Raw genomic sequence first — 17,607 nt, forward strand, 5'->3', positions numbered from 1 at the left:
GCCGGACTGTCGATCATCAACTCCAGCCCCTGGTTGAGCTTTTCGCGGTTGGAGAGCAGGTCGTCCAGGTCGCTCTTGCCGATGATGGACCGCAGTGAGGTCTGCGCCATCTGGGAGACCGCGAAGCGGTAGTCCTCGACCTGGATGATGGCGTTCGGCGCGTCCACCACCTTGAAGTAGACGACCGCGTCCACGCGGACCGTGACGTTGTCCCGGGTGATGCCCTCCTGGGCCGGGATCGGCAGGGTCACGATCTGCATGTTGACCTTGCGCAGCCGGTCCACGAACGGCACCACCATGGTGAAGCCGGGCGTGCGGACCTCGCCCGCCAGCCGCCCGAGGCGGAAGACGACCCCGCGTTCGTACTGCTTGATGACCCTCGCGCCGGCCGCGACGTAGATCACCGAGGCGGAGCAGGCCGCCGTGATCGCCACGATGAGTTCCTGGACCATGACGACCCCCTTCCGATCCGCCCGGTTTGTCTGGCAATTCCACTTTACGTCGCGGGGGTGCGGTTGTTGCCGGGTCGGTTAGGAGGGGCTTCCGGTGCCCTGGCGGACAGCGCCCGCCCGCCAGGGTCACCCGTAGCGGTACTAGGCTCCCCGGTTCTCCACGAGGCCCTTCGCGTCGCGGGCGAGCGCGGTCAGCCGGGAGATGGCGCGGAAGTACTTCTTCCGGTAGCCGCCGTTCAGCATCTCCTCGCTGAACAGCGAGTCGAAGGGCATGCCGGAGGCGAGGACCGGCACCTCGCGGTCGTACAGCCGGTCGGCGAGCACGACGAGCCGCAGCGCCGTCGACTGGTCCGGGACGGGCTGGACGTCGGTGAGGCAGACCGCCTTGAGCCCGTCGGTCAGGGCGCCGTACCGGCTGGGGTGGACGCGGGCCAGATGTCCGAGCAGGTGCGGGAAGTCGTCCAGGGAGGCGCCGTCGGTGGCGTACGCGGCCTTGGTGACCTGTTCGTCGGAGAACGGGGCGGGCGCCTCGGGCAGCCCGCGGTGGCGGTAGTCCTCGCCGTCGATGCGCAGCGACCGGAAGCGCGAGGAGAGGCCCTGGATCTCCCGCAGGAAGTCCGCGGACGCGAACCGCCCCTCACCGAGCTTGCCCGGAAGCGTGTTCGAGGTGGCGGCGAGCGCCACACCCGCGTCGACCAGCTTGCCGAGCAGGGTGGAGACGAGGACGGTGTCCCCCGGGTCGTCGAGTTCGAACTCGTCGATGCACAGGAGACGGTGCCCGGAGAGGGTCTGCACGGTCTTCTGGAAGCCGAGAGCGCCGACCAGGTTCGTCAGCTCCACGAAGGTGCCGAACGCCTTGAGTGAGGGCTCCGCCGGGGTCGCGTGCCACAGGGACGCGAGGAGGTGGGTCTTGCCGACGCCGTAGCCGCCGTCGAGGTAGACGCCCCGGGGACCGGCCGGCGTCTTCGGGGCCTTGCCGAATCCGAACAGCCTCCGCCTGGGCGCGCCCACGGCGTGCGCTCCGCCGAGCCCGCCGGCGAAGTTCTCGAGGATGCCGACGGCCTCGGTCTGGCTCGGCCGGTTCGGGTCCGGGATGTACGTGGCGAAGCGGACCGAGTCGAAACGCGGCGGCGGCACCATCTCGGCGACGAGCCGGTCGGCGGGGACGTGCGGCTCGCGGGCGCACAGGGACAGCGGGGCCGCTTCGGCTATCGGGTCGATCGCGGAGGCGGTGGAGGTGGGCGACACGGTTCCCCACTCTATGCGCCGTGCCACACTGCACGTCATGCGACGCCTGTTCCCTGTGACCTATGAAACAGCAGCCCAGGCCTCCGCCGAGGCCTCCGGGGCGGATGTGACGGAGCGGGAGTGGGAGCTCGGCGAACTGGCGGAGGCGTACGCCTACCCCCAGGTCACGGGGCCCTGGCTGCGGGCCAACATGGTGTCCACGCTCGACGGTGCCGCCCAGCACGACGGGCGCTCGCAGCCCATCTCGAACGCCGCCGACATGAGGATCTTCGGTGTCCTCAGGGGACTCGCGGACGTCGTGGTCGTCGGGGCGGAGACCGTCCGGCAGGAGGGCTACCGGCCGGCACGCGCGCGTGAGGCCTTCGCCGCGCCGCGGGAGGCGGCCGGGCAGGGACCCGCGCCCGCGATCGCGGTCGTCACCGCGAGCCTCGACCTGGACTTCTCGCTGCCGCTCTTCACCTCGCCCCTGGTGCCCACGCTGGTGCTGACCGGTGCCGCGGCGCCACCGGAGCGGATCTCCGAGGCCGAGCGGGCGGGCGCGCGGGTGGTGATCGCCGGAGACGGCGCGGGGATCGACCCCGCCCGTGCCGTTCGGGCCCTGGGCGACCTCGGGCACACCAGGCTGCTGACCGAGGGCGGGCCCAGGCTGCTCGGCCAGCTGATCGCGGCCGGTGTCCTGGACGAGATGTGCGTGACGCTGTCGCCCATGCTCGTGGCGGGCGACGCCCAGCGGATCGCGGGCGGACCCTCGGTGCCGCTTCCCCGGCGGTTCGAACTGGTGTCTTTGCTGGAGGAGGCCGGGTTCCTCTACAGCCGCTACGGTCGATCCGGCCGACAGTCGGAATCCTAGATTCCGTTTCTCTTCGGCCGGGCGCACTAATTCGCGCAGTACCCGTGCTGTCACGGGGCAGGATGGTTTCCGCAGGGGGCCGGGAAGGCCCCCGGACGAGAAGGGCGCCTGTCGTGTTCACGAGCGTATTGATGATCGAGAAGGCCCTGACGTCCGCCGACGTGGAGTTCGTCACCACCTTGCACGGTGACGAGGCGGTCGCCTTCCATGTGCTGCTCCAGCCCCGGGGCGACCAGGCGGACCGGCTGCTGCGGGCCATCGACGACGTCGCGATGGGCGAGATCGACGAGGCGACCCGCGAGGGCGAGACACCCGAGGGCGATGCGGCCGCCGGCCAGGGCGAGCAGGCGCTGGAGGTGTCGCTGGTGGCGCTGCGCGCGTCCGGCAGCACCGCCGAGGGCCGCCTCGTCGAGGAGCACCCCCTCGACGCGCTGAAGACCCTGGTCGACCAGGTGGAGGCCGACGAGGTCATCGTGCTGACCGACCCGCACTACGTGGAGGAGTTCTTCCACCGGGACTGGGCCTCCCGGGCCCGCCACAAGGTGGGCGTGCCGGTCCTGAAGCTGTTCTCCCACAGCAAGGCGTGAGCGGGCTCCGGGCTCCGGGGACGTGAGCGCGGCCCGGCCGCGGGTCACGGGGCGCCGCCCGTGCCGGTCCCGGGGCGCCGCCCGAGCCCCGGGCGCGTCGGCCGGTGTCCCTTGTGAGGCACTGTCCGCCGCACCCAATAGGCTGGGCCTGCGTTCTCTTCGGGAGAGCGCGCCCACCTTCGTACCGGATCTTGGGGAGATACACGCATGGCACCCGGCCTTCCTACCGCGATGGACCGACCGCACTTCATCGGCATCGGCGGCGCCGGGATGTCGGGCATCGCGAAGATCCTCGCGCAGCGCGGAGCCCAGGTCGCGGGCAGCGACGCGAAGGAGTCCGCCACCGCGGAGGCCCTGCGCGCGCTGGGCGCCACGGTCCACATCGGGCACGCGGCCGGTCACCTCGCCCCCGACGCCACCTGTGTCGTGGTCTCCTCCGCGATCCGCGCGGACAACCCGGAGCTGGCCCGCGCCGCCGAGCTCGGCATCCCGGTGGTCCACCGCTCGGACGCCCTCGCCCGCCTGATGGACGGCCTGCGCCCGATCGCGGTCGCCGGCACCCACGGCAAGACGACCACCACCTCGATGCTGGCCGTGTCCCTGTCGTCGCTCGGCCTCTCCCCGTCGTACGCCATCGGCGGCGACTTGGACGCGCCCGGTTCGAACGCCCTGCACGGCGAGGGCGAGATCTTCGTCGCCGAGGCCGACGAGTCGGACCGCAGCTTTCACAAGTACGCGCCCGAGGTCGCGATCATCCTCAACGTCGAGCTCGACCACCACGCCAACTACGCGTCCATGGAAGAGATCTACGAGTCCTTCGAGACGTTCGTCGGCCGTGTCACCGAGGGCGGCACGCTGGTGATCTCGGCGGACCACGAGGGCGCCCGCGAGCTGACCCGCCGCCTCGCGGGCAGTGACGTGCGCGTGGTGACGTACGGCGATGCCGCCGGCGCGGACGTCCGGGTGCTGTCCGTGGTCCCGCACGGACTGAAGAGCGAGGTGACGGTCCTGCTGGACGGCGCCGAGCTGACCTTCACGGTCTCCGTCCCCGGCCGCCACTACGCGCACAACGCGGTGGCGGCGCTGGCCGCGGGTGCCGCGCTGGGCATCCCGGCCGCCGAGCTGGCCCCCGCGCTCGCCTCGTACACCGGTGTGAAGCGCCGCCTCCAGCTGAAGGGCGAGGCGGCCGGCGTCCAGGTCGTCGACTCCTACGCGCACCACCCGACCGAGATGACCGCCGACCTGGAGGCCATGCGGGCCGGGACCTCGGGCCGCATCCTCGTGGTCTTCCAGCCGCACCTGTTCTCCCGCACCCAGGAGCTCGGCAAGGAGATGGGCGAGGCCCTGTCGCTGGCGGACGCCTCGGTCGTCCTGGACATCTACCCGGCCCGCGAGGACCCGATCCCCGGTGTCACCAGCGAGTTGATCATCCAGGCCGCACGCACCGCGGGCGCCGAGGTGACACCGGTCCACGACAAGGCCGAGGTCCCGTCGGCCGTCGCGGGAATGACGAAGCCCGGTGATCTCGTTCTCACCATGGGCGCCGGTGACGTGACGGATCTCGGACCGGAGATCCTCGCCCGGCTGTCCGAGTAGTCGTGGCTCGCTGTGAGCCTTTCTTGAACGTAAGGGGTTGAGCTTCATGTCGTACGACATCGAAAAGCCGGACGAGCAGTGGCGCGCGGAGCTGACCCCGTCCGAGTACACGGTGCTGCGCAAGGCGGGCACCGAGCCCGCCTTCACCGGCGAGTACACCGACACCAAGGCGAAGGGCGTCTACTCCTGCCGCGCCTGCGGCGCCGAACTCTTCACCTCCACGGAGAAGTTCGAGTCGCACTGCGGCTGGCCGTCCTTCTACGACCCGAAGGACTCCGACGCCGTCGAGCTGATCCAGGACCGGTCGCACGGAATGGTGCGCACGGAGGTGCGCTGCGCCCGCTGCGGGTCGCACCTCGGCCACGTCTTCGACGGCGAGGGCTATCAGACGCCGACGGACCAGCGGTACTGCATCAACAGCATCTCGCTCCGGCTGACGCCGGACGAGGGCTGATCCCGTATCCCGGCTCGAACCGAACCGCCTGCGCACCGAGTGCGTGGGCCGGGCACGGGCCGGGATCAGGGACCCGCACGCCGGGCCATGACGGCCGTCCCCCTCACAGCACCTTGCGGTGTACCAGGGTCGAGAGGATCAGCGTGCCCGGGAGCAGGGGGATCCAGACCGTCAGGACGCGGTAGCCGATGACGGTCGCCGTCGACAGGCCCGTCGGGGCGCCCAGCGACACCATGGTGAAGACCATCGCCGCGTCCACCGGGCCGATCCCGCCCGGAGCGGGGACGGCGCCGACGGCGGTACTGGCGATCAGCAGCGCGAACACCACCTGAGCCCATGACAGCGGCAGCCCGAGGGAGAAGCCGACCGCCGCGATCGTGCTGCCCTGGAGCACCGGGGCCGCGGCCGAACCGCCCCACAGGGCGAGAACGCGGCTGGGCCGGGCGTGCAGGAGCCGTACGTCGGTCAGCGCGGTGCGCAGGAAGCCGACGGCCGGGCGGCGCAGCGGACGGACCGTCGCCAGAAGCAGGCAGACGGTCGCGAGACCGAGCACGGTGCTTCCCACCGCCAGGAGCAGTGTCCAGCGGTCCGGAGCGAGCGCGCCGAACCGGATGGTGTCCCCGACCGCCACCAGGAAGACGATCAGCACCGGAATCCTCGCCACCGGCTTGACCAGCGCGTACAGGGCGAGCGAAGCGGTCGCGCGAGCCAGGGGGATGCCCTGGCCCCGCAGGAAGCGCAGGGTGACCGCGTGGGCGCCGATGCTCGCCGGCAGCACATGGTTGGCGGCGCCGGCGGCCAGCTGTGACGCCAGCAGCAGGCCGGGGGGAAGCCGTTCCGGCAGGGCGCCCTGCCGTACGCAGGCGGCGACCACCCAGCCCAGCAGGGTGAAGAGCAGCCCGGCCAGCAGCCACCGGGGATCGGCGTCACCCAGCCGGGCGACGCCGTCGCTCACGGCGCGCCGGTCAAGCGCCGCCCAGGTCCCGATCAGCAGCAGGGGGAGCAGCGTCACCACCAGGCGGGTGAGCCGGGTGAGGGACGCGAGGCGGGTGGCGGAAGGGGAGCAGGTGGGGGGAGACGCCTCGGCGGGCGCGTCCGCGTCCGTGGGCGTCGGTGCGGGCGCCGCCGCGGTCGCGGTGGCGGGGAGGTTGTCGAGCGGGGGCAGGGACACGGCGCACGTCGTCCTTCCGCGTCACGCCCGGGTAGGGACGGACGGATCCGAGGCGATGCAACGGGGACGGGGAGAACGTTCCCGCCCGGTGTGACGCCACGGTGTCCGGGAGGGGAAGGGGGACCAGCGCCTGAGCGATACGGCCGGAGGCGCCGACGCCGGGGCCGGTTGTCCGGGCTTCGGCGGTGCGAGTTCGAGTGAGACGGCGATGCGTGGGAGCGATGCCGGGCGTGTCTTCGGGGGATGCCGGGGACCGTCCCCGGGGGTTCGGCGCGTCGCCGTCCGTGACGCGTGCGTACACCCGATCCTGACCTGACGTGCGGCCCTGGACTCCCCGGCCGGGGGCCGTACGCCCACCGCCGCTCCCGTGCCGCCCCGGAACCTACGGAGAACCATGGACGCCGACAGCAACCAGCCCGCGGACGACGGCGCCCAGGAGCCCATGGACGCGGGGGGCGCGGGCGACGGTGCCTCCCCACGGCCCGGCGGTCGCGCCGGCACGGAGGACCGTGCGGGTGACCCGGCCGGCGCCTCCGCCCGGGCGCGCGCCGCCACGCTCCTGCGCCGTCCGAAGCTGTGGCTGGTGCCCACCGTGCTGACGGGGCTGCTCGCCCTGCTGCTGTCGCTCCTGTACATGGGAGGCATCGTCAACCCGAACGGGCATCTGCGCCACCTGCCGATCGGCCTGGTCAACGAGGACACCGGCAAACCGCCTCCGGGACAGCGGCAGAACGTGGGCACCCAGGTCACCGCGGCCATCGTCGCCAACGACACCTCCGGCAAGGCGAACTGGCGCAGACTCACCGGCGCGCAGGCCGAGGACGAACTCGCCTCAGGCAAGATCTACGGCGCCCTCGTCGTCCCCGCGAACTTCACCGGCTCACTGACCGCCCTGACCACAGCGAACGCCACGGTCCGGCCCACCATGACGGTACTGACCAACCCCGGTATGGGCAGCCTCGGTTCGTCCCTCGCGAGCCGGATCACCACGGCGGCGGCCCAGCAGACCTCCGCCACCATCGGCAAGCAGCTGACGGCGTCCCCGGTGACCGCGAAGGCCGATTCCACCACCCGGCTGCTCCTCGCCGACCCCGTCCAGGTCGTCACCCGCATCGGGCACCCCATCGGCGCGCACAGCGGTCTCGGGCTGAGCGCGTTCTACTACACCCTGCTCCTGGTGCTGGCCGGGTTCCTCGGCGGCAACCTCATCAGCACCGGCGTCGACACGGCCCTCGGCTACGCCGACAACGAGATCGGCCCCTGGCACACACGCCGCCCGACCGTGCCGATCAGCCGCACCCAGACGCTGCTCCTGAAGATGGCCATGACCGCCGGGATCACCCTGCTCACGGTCTCTCTGGTCATGCTGGCCACCGTCGCGATCCTGGGCATGGACGCCACCCACCTGCCGTTGCTGTGGATCTACTCCTACTGCGCGAGCCTCGCCGTCGGACTGGGAGTCCAGGCGATCAACGCGGCGTTCGGCGGGATCGGGCAGCTCGTGTCCATGTTCGTGTTCATCGTGCTGGGCCTGCCGTCCTCCGGCGCCACCGTGCCGCTCCAGGCGGTCCCCGGCTTCTACCGCTTCCTGTCCGTCTTCGAACCCATGCGCCAGCTCAGCGACGGGGTGCGCGCCATCCTCTTCTTCGACGCCCGGGCCGACGCCGGGCTCGCCCGCGCCTGGCTCATGATCGGCGTCGGCTCCCTGCTCGCCCTCCTCTTCGGCTTCGCGATGACCCGCTACTACGACCGCAAGGGCCTGGACCGGCTGACCCCCCAGCTGCCCTTCCACCAGGCCCCCCGGCCCGCGGCATCCAGCTGACGAGGCCCGCGGTTCCGGTGGGAGAGGCATTTCCCGGGTCACGTCCCGCGGACGCCGTTGCGCATCTCCCGGGGGCTCACCCCGAACCGCTGCCGGAAGGCGGTACTCAGGGCGCTCGCCGACGAGAAGCCCGAGGCGTAGGCCAGATCGGTGATCGTCAGATGCTCGCAGTCGCCGCACCGGAGCCGTTCGCGGACCAGGCGCAGCCGCTCCTCGCGGATCAGGCCGCGGGGGGTGGTGCCCGCGTGCTGAAGGGCCAGCTGGATCTGGCGCAGCGACCAGCCGAGGGCGCGGGCCATGGACGTACCGGTGAGGCCGGGGTCGGCGGCGTTCTCGCGGACGTGGCGGCGCACTACCGTCTCCACGTCGGTCAGATGGCGCGCGCCGTCGGGGCGGTCGTCACCGGTGGTGAGCATGCACAGCAGCTCCACCACACGGTCGGACACGGCGTTGAACTGGGAGTCGGTCAGGTCCTCGCGCTCGGTGTACAGACCGTCGAGCATCGAGCGGACGACGCGCCCGAGGCCCCTGCTCAGGTCCAGGCCGGTGGCCAGCGGCGACTTGCGGTTCAGCGGGCCGTCCAGCTCGCGGGCCGGGATCGTGAGGACGAAGGCCTGGGTGGCGGAGTCCTGGAGGCACTGGAAGGGGGAACCGAACGAGACGAGTGTGCCCGTCCCCGGCGTCAGACGTGTCTCGTGACCCTCCTGGCGCAGGACGATCTGTCCGGTCAGCGGAAGCAGTAACCGGTAGTCCCCGTCGGGATCCTCGCGGATCTGCCGCGCCGTCCTGCTGTACTCGATCTCGTCCGACCGGAACCTGACGAGCTGGTACGCCTCGGTACGCTGACGGACCGTCCTGCCGCGGAAGTCGTCGGCGCGGCCGTACCGGTAGCCCATCCGGGACTGGTACGAGCCGATGTGCTCGCTCCAGAAGTCGGCCCGCTCGGACGGTTCCACCGCACCCGTGGACCGGGTTTCCACCAGGTAGTTCCCCGTGGGCAAGGCCACCATCGACTCCCGTGCGGGTGAGGGCAGTTACGCGGTGTCAGCCTAGTGCACACAGCCGGTGCGCCTGGCGGCAACTTCTCTGCGCGTCCGGGAAAGAGAGAGGGCCCGCACGCGGCTACCGTCATCCGCCCCGCCAACTCGCGCCCCATCCCTCACTTTTCCTGCTCCTGCCCCAGCAATGCCCCATTGCACAAGAGGACTTGAGGACCATGACCGAACGGATACCGGAGGCCGTGTCCTGGTGCCTAGCCGCCGGCCTGCTCGCCGTCACCGTGCTGCTGATACGCCGACGGGGGATCAGCACCCGGCAGCGCCGGCGGATCGACGATCTCACGGAGGAGCTGCGGGCCCGCGACGAGGGGCTGCGCCGGCTGGCCGAGGTCCGCCTGCCCGCCCTGGAGGACACCCCGCACCAGCACACCGGCCCGGGCGCCCCGGAGACCGGCCCGCTCGGCGCCCGGCTGGCCGGCACGGACTTCGCGAAGCAGCTCGACACCGTCCTCGAACGGTTCTCGGAGGCGGTGGGACACGCGCAGGCGCGCGCCGACCAGTCCGCGAAGTCCGCGCTCAAGGCGTCGATGCGTTCGATCCAGGCCCTCGCCAACGAGCAGCAGGTGTCCATCGCCGAGATGCAGGACCGGCACGACCACCCCGACGTCCTGCGCGACCTGCTCGAAATCGACCACACCAACGCCCAGTTCGGCCGCCGCGCGCAGGCGATCGCCGTCCTGTGCGGCTCCTGGCCCGGACGGCAGCGCAGCACCTCCGCGCTGATCGAGGTGGTGCGGGGAGCGACCTCCCGCGTCCGTGACTACCGGCGCGTCCGCGTCAACGGACAGGTCGACATCGCCGTCGAGAGCCGCGCCGTCGAACCGGTGGTCCTCGCCGTCGCCGAACTGCTGGACAACGCGGCCCGCCACTCGCAGCCCGGCACCGCCGTCGAGGTCACCGTCCAGCCCGCGCACAACGGTGCCTGCGTGGTCGTCGACGACGCCGGTGTCGGCATGGACGGCGGGGCGATCGAGCGGGCAACCGGGCTGCTGACCGGCCGCGACCTGGTGGACGTGACCCGGCTCGAGGACCCTCCGCAGTTCGGCTTCGCAGCCATCGGTGTACTCGCCGCCCGGTACGGGTTCAGCGTCTCGGTGGACACCCGGTCACCGTACGGCGGTGTCCGGGCGGTGGTGTTCCTGCCCGCGAAGCTGCTCACGCATCCGGCCCCGGCCGTGAAGGCGCCCCCGCGGTCCGAGCCCGCACGGACGGCCGGGAGACCCGTGGGCGCGCGGGCCGCGTCCGTGCCGCCGGTGCTTCCCACCCGGCGGTCGGCCGAGCCCGTCGGGACGACCACGGCCGGAGGCCTGCCGAAGCGGCGCCGCCGGGCCCCGCAGCCGCCGGGCCCCGAGGAAGCGCCCGCCGCCGTACCGGCCGAGGACGTCAGCGCACGGTCGGCCGGGGAGAACGCCCGGCGCATGGGCGCGTTCGCCCGCGGCACCCGCTCCGGCCGCTCCGAACAGGACACCACCGGAAGCCCGGCGGCCCCCCGGCCGGCGGACGCCCCACCCCGTCCGATCGAAGGGAGCACACAGGGATGACCGCGCCCATGACCAATGAGCTCGGGTGGATGCTCGACGAGGTCCTGAAGGTGCCGGAAGCGCGGCACGCGATCCTGCTGTCCGCCGACGGCATGCTCCGCGCCCATTCCGCGGACATCGGCCGGGACGACGCCGAGCGGCTGGCCGCCGGACTGTCCGGCGTGCAGTCGATCAGCCGCAGCACCGCCGAGTTCTGCGGCAGCCCGGACACGCCCTGGCGACAGACCCTGATCGAGTTCGCCCACGGCTACGTCTTCCTCGTCGCCGCGGGCGAGGGCACCCACCTCGCGGTGTCCACGACCGAGAACGTCGACATGGAGGCGGTCACGTACCGCATGCACAAGACGGTCGACCGGCTCGGCAAAGAGCTGGCCAGCCCCGCCCGGCAGGACACCGGCAGACCGGCATGACACCGCCCGGAGGCCGTCCCGGGGAACGGCTGGTGCGGTCGTACGTCGTCACCGGCGGCCGTTCGCGGCCCTCGCGCAACACCCTCGACCTCGTCACGCTGCTGATCGCCGCCGCCGGCCCGCCGCTCACCGGGCTGAGCCCCGAGAAGCGACGGCTGATGGAGCTGTGCCGGCCCGGAGCCCTGTCGCTGGCCGAGGTGGCCGGCCATCTGGAACTTCCGGTGAGCGTCACCAAGGTGCTGGTCGCCGACCTGATGGACAGCGGTCACCTCGTCACCCGCGCGCCGATCCCCGCAGCCGGGCCGACGTCCGACACCCGTGTCCTCAAGGAGGTGCTCGATGGACTGCGCTCCCGCCTCTGAGGCCGTGTACCTGCCCGAGGGCGTGCGGACCGCCGTGAAACTGCTGGTCGTCGGCCACTTCGCGGTCGGCAAGACCACGTTCGTCGGCGCGCTGTCCGAGATACCACCGCTGCGCACCGAGGAGGTCATGACCCAAGCCGGCGCGTACGTGGACGACCTGGCGGGCGCCAGGGGCAAGACGACCACCACGGTCGCCCTCGACTTCGGCCGCGTCACCCTCAACGACAGCCTGGTCCTCTATCTGTTCGGCGCCCCGGGACAGCGGCGCTTCACCGGACTCTGGCGGGACCTGACCCGCGGCGCGCTCGGCGCGCTCGTCCTCGCCGACACCCGGAGCCTGGACCGGTCCTTCGACGTCATGGGCCTGCTGGAGGAGTCGGAACTCCCCTACGCCGTAGCCCTGAACGACTTCGACGGCGGGGCCGGGCACAGCCTCGAAGAGGTGCGCGAGGCCCTCGACCTGCTGCCCTCCACCCCGCTGCTGCGCTGCGACGCCCGCGACCGGGTCTCCGCCACCGAGACGCTGATCGCCCTCGTCGCTCATCTGCTGGCCCGCACCGGCGAACTGGAGAACGCGTGAAAGCCGTACCGCCGCCCGGCTGCCCCGTCCATCAGTCGTTGTACGGGCCCGAGTTCGCGGCCGATCCCGCCTCGGTCTACCGACGGCTGCGGGAGTCAGGACCGACCGCGCCCGTCGAACTCGCCCCCGGAGTCCGGGCCACCCTGGTCACCGGTTACGACGCCGCGCTGCATGTCCTGCGCAGCCCGGAGACTTTCTCCAAGGACCCGCGGCACTGGCAGGCCCTCGCCGACGGCACCGTCCCGGCCGACAGCCCGGTCCTCCCGATGATGATGTACCGGCCCAGCGCCCTGTTCACCGACGGCGAGGAGCACGGCCGGCTCCGGGGCGCCATCACCGACACGCTCGCCCGCGTCGAGGCGGGCACCCTGCGCGGCTACGCCGAACGCAGCGCCGACACCCTCATCGACAGGTTCGCCCCGCTCGGCTCGGCAGATCTGCTCGGCGAGTACGCCCAGGTCCTGCCGCTGCTCGTCTTCAACCACCTCTTCGGCTGCCCCGCCGGGCACGGCGTCCGGCTGGTCGAGGGCATGTCCGGAATGTTCGACGGGGTCGACGCCGAGAAGGCGTACGAGCTGCTGGTCACCACCCTGCTCGACCTGGTCGAGCTCAAGCGGCGGCGGCCGGCCGCGGACATGACGTCCTGGCTGATGGAGCACCCGGCCGCGCTGACCGACGAGGAGCTGATCCACACCCTCGCCGTGCTGATGGGCGCGGGCACCGAACCGCAGCAGAACCTGATCGCGAACGCCCTGCGCCTGCTGCTGTCCGACGACCGATTCGCCGGCGATCTGTCCGGTGGCACCCTGCCGGTGGAGGACGCCCTGGACGAGGTGCTCTGGACCGACCCGCCGATCGCGAACTACGCCGTGCACTATCCGCGGTACGACGCCGTGTACGAGGGGACGCTGCTGCGCGCGGGTGAGCCGCTCGTGGTGAGCCTCGCCGCCGCGAACACCGATCCCGTCCTGACTAACCGTCAACGGACGGGCAATCGAGCTCACTTGGCGTGGAGCGCGGGTCCGCACACCTGTCCCGCGCAGGGTCCGGCACGGCTGATCGCGTCCGTCGCGGTCGAGAAGCTCCTGGACCGGATCCCCGACATCGAACTGACGGTTCCCGTGGAGGAACTCCGCTGGCGCCCCGGACCGTTCCACCGCGCGCTCGCCGTGCTGCCGGTGGCCTTCCGGGCCGCCCCGGCCGTCGCACGGTCCGGTGACGGACGTACCGACGCTGCGCGGCGGGCGTCGCCCGATCCCTTCCCGGCGCCCGCGTCCGAGCCCTGGCCCCCCGAGACCGGCCGCCCGCGGAGCGCCTGGGCACGGACGGCGGCCTGGTGGCGCGGGGAGTGAGGGTGCCTGCCGCGGCGCTAAGGGCTGTCCCGTAGTCCCCGGCGGGCGCACGACGACAGCTACGGCTCCCCCAAGCTCTTCGAGCAGGGGGTACCCCCACGCCGCGTTGCCGGATCGCCCGAATACGCCCAGCATGAGGACGACCCTCCGCCTTGCGATGCACCGCATCCGACGCCGCGCGCTGATCCACCGGGGATTACGTGACAGCCCTTAGGAAATACGCACCGGCAGTGAGCGGTGCCCGTTGGAGATGAAGGAGTCCACCGGCCTCAGCTCCTCCTCCGGGACGGCGAGCCGCAGGTCCGGGAACCGGCCGAACAGGGCCGGAAGCGCGATCCGAGCCTCGAGGCGGCCCAGCGGGGCGCCCAGGCAGCGGTGCACGCCGTGGCCGAAGGCGAGGTGCTCCTTGTCGGCGCGGGTGACGTCGAACAGGTCGGCGTCCTTGCCGTGGCGTTCGGGATCACGCCCGGCGGCGGCGTATGCCGCGAGGATCGCCTCGCCCCGGGCGATCACGGTGCCGTCGGGGCCGCCGAGTTCGGAGACGTCGATGTCCTCGACGGCGTACCGCAGCGGCAGGCTCGCGACCGGGGCGTCCGCGCGCAGTGTCTCCTCGACCACGTCGTCCCAGCCGGCGCGGCCCTCCCGGACGTGCGCGAGCTGTCCGGGACGGGTGAGCAGGGCGTGCACGGCGTTGTCGATGAGGTTGACCGTCGTCTCGTGACCGGCGCTGACCATGAGGATCAGGGTGTCCAGCAGTTCCTGTTCGCTGAGCGCGGTGCCGTTCTGGTCGTCACGGGCCGCGATGAGCCCGGAGGTCAGATCGTCGCCCGGTGACTTCCGCTTGTCGACGACGAGTTCGGCCAGGACGACGAGCAGCCGGCCGTAGGCGGACGTCATCTCGCCCGGGTCGGCGGAGGTGTCGAACATGCGGTCCACCAGCTTGCGCAGCTCGGGTCCCCGTTCCTCGGGCAGCCCGAACAGTTCGCTGATCACCTGGATCGGCAGCGGATAGCAGAACTCCTCGCGCAGGTCGACGACCTGGTCGCCGCGACCGGCCTCGGCCACGCGGTCCAGCAGTTGCCGGGTGATCTCCTCGATGCGCGGCTGGAGCGCGGCCGTCCTGCGGGCGGTGAACGCCTTGGAGACCATGGTGCGCAGGCGGCGGTGCTCACCCCCGTACGCGGTGAACATGTTCTCCACGGCCACCCAGGCGAACAGCGGCCACTCGGGGGTGATCACGCCACTCGCCAGCAGGGGCCAGTGCTGCCGCGCGTCCTTGGACACCCGGGGATCGGTGAGCAGCCGTTTCAGCAGCTCGGGACCGCTCACCGCCCAGGCCCGCACACCGCCGGGCAGCTCCACCCGGGCCAGTGGTCCTCTCTCGCGGATCCGGACGGCCTCTCCGTGGATGTCGCGTCCGGTCGCGTCGATCACCAAAGGACGTGGATTTCCCATCAGGAGCCTCCCGGCAGTCGAACCCGGATTCGGATACGGCGCGTCACGCTACGCGACGACGCCGCCCCTCGAATCGCACCGGGTACCGGCTGCGTGGGGTGCCAACTTCCCTGCGCGTACGGGCAATTCCGATCACCCGAAGCGCGTGGGCAAGCCGTCGAGGGTCCGGATCCCGCTGTTCCGCCCGCCTCAGGCGTGCTCGCGACGCAGCAGCCGCCTGCGCGGCTTCTGGTCGGGGAGCCAGCCGAAGGTGAGACAGCTGCCGACGGCCCCGAGGAGCAGGCCGACGAAGAAGCCGCCGAGGTTGGAGGTGACCCAGGTGCCGAGCGACAGCAGGATGCCCAGCAGGGAGTAGAACAGACGCTGGGCCGGATTGAAGAGGATCAGCAGGCCGCACAGCAGCATCGTGGTGGGCAGCAGATAGCCCGCGAGGCCCTGCATCCCGATGTGCAGGACGACCTTCAGCGACGCCTTCTCGGTGAGGAGGATCTCCGCCCCTCCCAGGGTGAGCAGCAGCCCGCCCCAGAAGGGGCGGTTCGCGCGCCACCGCCGGAAGGAGTCCCTCAGGTCCCGGGTGTCGTCCTTCTGCGCCTCGGCACTCATCAGCAGCCTTGGTCGCTGAAGCGGAGCTTGAGGCCGGGGAGCTTGAACACCGCCGCCGTCGTCGCGTAGTTGGTCTGGCGCAGGTTCGCGATGCGTACGGTGTCCGCCTGCTGGCTGAACACGCCCTTGGGGCCCTGGACCCCGGCCTTGTCGAGCGTGCTCGCGTCGTTGCCGATCTCGATGTTGTTGAAGGAGGCGTTGCCCGTCAGCTCCGTGGAGTCGGTGGTCAGGTTGGTCGCCTGGACCTTGTCCGACCCGCTGCCCGCCGTGATGAGCAGGTTGGTGCCCCCCAGGTCGACGCTCTGGCAGAGGTGGTCGAGGGTGGCGTTCTTGATCGCCGAGGTGACGATGAGGACCTGCCCGCCGGTGTCGCCGGCGTTCGGGCTGTCGTCCGCCATGTTGTCGAGGCCGCCGAACTGCTCGAAGCCGGTGCCGTTCAGTTCGGTCGCGGTGACCGTGAACGGCATTCCGGAGATGGCGAACTGCACGCCGAGGGCACCCTGTGCCGTCGCGATCATCAGCCCCGCGGCGACCATCGTGGCCGGTACCGCCATCACCGCGGCGCGGCGCAGCCGGACCCGCCCGCGTCTGTCCTGACCGTCGGCGGCTGAACCGCTTTCCGGGGTCTCGGGCGTGGAACCGTTGGACGCCGTGGCGTCCGGGGACGAAGCCATGTCTGCTCCCTGGGCACGTTCGATGCTGAAATCGATGCGGGTGGGGCTCCAGTGGCGCGTTGTCCTGGCGCGGACAGCGGCTGCCGCGAACGCCTCCTCGCGCCTCCCGGCGGTTGCAAGGGCTTTCTCGTTACGCGGCAGTAGCCTTCGAGGAAGTTACCGGGGGTTACACGAACGGGTCAAGGCGCGTGTGGGAAAACCGTGCCAGTTGTGCCCCAGGTGTGAACAGTCATCCGCCGGAGAGTCCCGCTGACCTTCAACTTCCTTGCTACGCCTTGACGTTGACCCTCCATCAGGTCTACAACTCTCCCTGTTTCCCGGATCCGTGGCGCCGGATCCGTCGGCTGACGCGCCCGTCACCTCCCGGACCCCGCTCTGCGGGGCGGTCATGGCGTGTTCCGGAGCGACCCTGGCGCGTACGCCCAAAGGCGCGCCTCCCGGCCGTTCCCGTTCCCGTGGCACCGGTGCGGTCACCTTCCCCCAGAGGGCCGTACCGGTCGCCCGGCTGTCGCCGCCGGCCCGTGGCGTAAGGAGAAGGCGTCACGGGCCGGCGGCGGTCACTCCTCGCACCACTCCCGAGGGCGGGCCCCGCTGTCTTCGCCCGCCGTCGCGCGCGGCCCGTTCCACCCCGCACACCCGCGCCACCGTCTCGACCCGCACCCCCGCGCCCCGGCGCGGTCAGGCACCCACACCCCCATCGGAGAAGAGGCACCCCCATGCGTACTCGATCCCTGCTCGCCGCCGTCGGCGTCGTCGCGGCCCTCTCGGCGTCCGCCGTCGTCCCGGCCTCCGCGGACGACGTCGCCGTGCTCACCACCGGCAGCGCCGGAGGGACCCCCGTCGCCGTCGGCGACGTCCTCGTGGCCTCGCTGGCGAGCGGCACCAACGCCACGCTCTACTCCAGCAGCACCGGCACGAGCGGCGTCTCCTGTTCCGGGTCGACCTTCACCGCGGCCGCCGCCGACAACCCCGCGTCCCCCGGCACGGCCACCGAGTCCGTCACCGGCCAGACCTTCACGGCCAGTTCGTGCAGCAGCAACGTCATCGGCGTCCTCGGCGTCACCAGCATCACGGTCGACAACCTGCCCTACAGCACCGCGGTGGGCTCCGACGGAAGCGTCGCGGTCACCCCGGCGGCCGGCTCCAGCATCCAGACCACGGTCAAGCTGCGCTCGCTGCTGGGCACGCTGACGTGCGTCTACCGGGCGGCCGGCCTGTCCGGCACGGCTGACAACACCGACAACAGCATCAACTTCACCAATCAGCAGTTCACGAAGTTCTCCGGCTCGTCCCTCTGCTTCGCGAACGGCTACTTCACCGCGAAGTACGCCCCCGTGACCGACACCAGCCAGGCGGGCAGCCCGGCGGTGTTCGTCAACTGACCCCCACGGG

18 protein-coding genes are annotated in these 17,607 nt (G+C 71.7%); 11 read left to right on the forward strand and 7 right to left on the reverse strand.

The genetic code is table 11. The annotated features are described in order from the left end of the window. Both ABZV42_RS19340 and zapE read right to left on the reverse strand, forming a co-directional pair. Window positions 1-452, reverse strand: a 452-nt coding sequence (locus tag ABZV42_RS19340) for an SPFH domain-containing protein (protein WP_356052847.1), incomplete at its 3' end; no start/stop codon positions are given. Between the two features lie 141 nt (window positions 453-593). Continuing rightward, complete coding sequence (zapE, locus tag ABZV42_RS19345) at window positions 594-1,700, reverse strand: cell division protein ZapE (RefSeq protein ID WP_356052849.1); 1,107 nt, start codon at window positions 1,698-1,700, stop codon at window positions 594-596. Between the two features lie 37 nt (window positions 1,701-1,737). Here zapE and ABZV42_RS19350 point away from each other — a divergent pair, with 37 nt between their 5' ends. From ABZV42_RS19350 to msrB, 4 genes are all read left to right on the forward strand, one after another. Next, window positions 1,738-2,550, forward strand: a complete 813-nt coding sequence (locus tag ABZV42_RS19350) for a pyrimidine reductase family protein (RefSeq protein WP_356052851.1) — start codon at window positions 1,738-1,740, stop codon at window positions 2,548-2,550. 113 nt (window positions 2,551-2,663) lie between these two features. Further along, a complete protein-coding gene (locus ABZV42_RS19355) occupies window positions 2,664-3,137 on the forward strand; it encodes an indole-3-glycerol phosphate synthase (RefSeq protein ID WP_356052853.1) in 474 nt (157 codons plus the stop codon). Window positions 3,138-3,344: 207 nt separating this feature from the next. Continuing rightward, a complete protein-coding gene (gene murC, locus ABZV42_RS19360) occupies window positions 3,345-4,733 on the forward strand; it encodes a UDP-N-acetylmuramate--L-alanine ligase (RefSeq protein WP_355991093.1) in 1,389 nt (462 codons plus the stop codon). Between the two features lie 46 nt (window positions 4,734-4,779). After that, window positions 4,780-5,187 (forward strand): peptide-methionine (R)-S-oxide reductase MsrB, encoded by a 408-nt coding sequence (gene msrB / locus ABZV42_RS19365; RefSeq protein ID WP_356052856.1) that lies wholly within the window; start codon window positions 4,780-4,782, stop codon window positions 5,185-5,187. 103 nt (window positions 5,188-5,290) lie between these two features. Here the strand turns inward: msrB and ABZV42_RS19370 are convergent, their stop codons facing one another. Beyond that, window positions 5,291-6,358, reverse strand: coding sequence for a lysylphosphatidylglycerol synthase transmembrane domain-containing protein (locus tag ABZV42_RS19370; protein ID WP_355991088.1), 1,068 nt, complete (start codon window positions 6,356-6,358; stop codon window positions 5,291-5,293). Between the two features lie 394 nt (window positions 6,359-6,752). On the opposite strand from ABZV42_RS19370, the gene ABZV42_RS19375 reads away from it, so the two are divergent. Beyond that, a complete protein-coding gene (locus ABZV42_RS19375; RefSeq protein ID WP_356052858.1) occupies window positions 6,753-8,180 on the forward strand; it encodes a DUF3533 domain-containing protein in 1,428 nt (475 codons plus the stop codon). Between the two features lie 38 nt (window positions 8,181-8,218). Here ABZV42_RS19375 and ABZV42_RS19380 read toward each other — a convergent pair whose 3' ends face one another. After that, window positions 8,219-9,187 carry an AraC family transcriptional regulator gene (locus ABZV42_RS19380; RefSeq protein WP_356052859.1) on the reverse strand — a complete coding sequence of 323 codons (969 nt, stop codon included), beginning with the start codon at window positions 9,185-9,187 and terminating at the stop codon, window positions 8,219-8,221. 209 nt (window positions 9,188-9,396) lie between these two features. Here ABZV42_RS19380 and ABZV42_RS19385 point away from each other — a divergent pair, with 209 nt between their 5' ends. Genes ABZV42_RS19385 through ABZV42_RS19405 form a run of 5 tightly spaced genes read left to right on the forward strand, consistent with a single transcriptional unit; the run spans window position 9,397 to window position 13,483 of the window. Further along, on the forward strand, window positions 9,397-10,779 hold the full coding sequence (locus tag ABZV42_RS19385; RefSeq protein ID WP_355991081.1) for an ATP-binding protein: 1,383 nt from the start codon (window positions 9,397-9,399) through the stop codon (window positions 10,777-10,779). Then, window positions 10,776-11,189, forward strand: a complete 414-nt coding sequence (locus ABZV42_RS19390; RefSeq protein WP_355991079.1) for a roadblock/LC7 domain-containing protein — start codon at window positions 10,776-10,778, stop codon at window positions 11,187-11,189. The genes ABZV42_RS19385 and ABZV42_RS19390 overlap by 4 nt, the downstream gene beginning before the upstream one ends. Beyond that, the gene (locus ABZV42_RS19395; protein WP_355991077.1) at window positions 11,186-11,551 is read left to right on the forward strand and encodes a DUF742 domain-containing protein; all 366 of its coding nucleotides are present in this window, start codon (window positions 11,186-11,188) and stop codon (window positions 11,549-11,551) included. The genes ABZV42_RS19390 and ABZV42_RS19395 overlap by 4 nt, the downstream gene beginning before the upstream one ends. Further along, complete coding sequence (locus tag ABZV42_RS19400; protein ID WP_355991075.1) at window positions 11,529-12,131, forward strand: ATP/GTP-binding protein; 603 nt, start codon at window positions 11,529-11,531, stop codon at window positions 12,129-12,131. The genes ABZV42_RS19395 and ABZV42_RS19400 overlap by 23 nt, the downstream gene beginning before the upstream one ends. Beyond that, on the forward strand, window positions 12,128-13,483 hold the full coding sequence (locus ABZV42_RS19405; protein ID WP_355991073.1) for a cytochrome P450: 1,356 nt from the start codon (window positions 12,128-12,130) through the stop codon (window positions 13,481-13,483). Before ABZV42_RS19400 ends, ABZV42_RS19405 begins: the two co-directional genes overlap by 4 nt. A 210-nt stretch (window positions 13,484-13,693) precedes the next feature. On the opposite strand, the gene ABZV42_RS19410 is transcribed toward ABZV42_RS19405, so the two are convergent. The 3 genes from ABZV42_RS19410 to ABZV42_RS19420 form a co-directional block, all read right to left on the reverse strand. Beyond that, on the reverse strand, window positions 13,694-14,938 hold the full coding sequence (locus ABZV42_RS19410) for a cytochrome P450 (protein WP_355979382.1): 1,245 nt from the start codon (window positions 14,936-14,938) through the stop codon (window positions 13,694-13,696). Window positions 14,939-15,127: 189 nt separating this feature from the next. Next, window positions 15,128-15,541 carry a DUF6114 domain-containing protein gene (locus ABZV42_RS19415; RefSeq protein WP_355979380.1) on the reverse strand — a complete coding sequence of 138 codons (414 nt, stop codon included), beginning with the start codon at window positions 15,539-15,541 and terminating at the stop codon, window positions 15,128-15,130. Beyond that, a complete protein-coding gene (locus ABZV42_RS19420) occupies window positions 15,541-16,215 on the reverse strand; it encodes a DUF6230 family protein (protein WP_355979378.1) in 675 nt (224 codons plus the stop codon). Before ABZV42_RS19420 ends, ABZV42_RS19415 begins: the two co-directional genes overlap by 1 nt. Before the next feature lie 716 nt (window positions 16,216-16,931). Here ABZV42_RS19420 and ABZV42_RS19425 point away from each other — a divergent pair. Then, window positions 16,932-17,597, forward strand: a complete 666-nt coding sequence (locus ABZV42_RS19425; RefSeq protein WP_355979376.1) for a Tat pathway signal sequence domain protein — start codon at window positions 16,932-16,934, stop codon at window positions 17,595-17,597. The last annotated feature ends 10 nt before the right edge of the window (window positions 17,598-17,607 follow it).

Origin of the sequence: Streptomyces sp. NPDC005281, assembly GCF_040607495.1 — a bacterium.
Classification (GTDB): domain Bacteria; phylum Actinomycetota; class Actinomycetes; order Streptomycetales; family Streptomycetaceae; genus Streptomyces.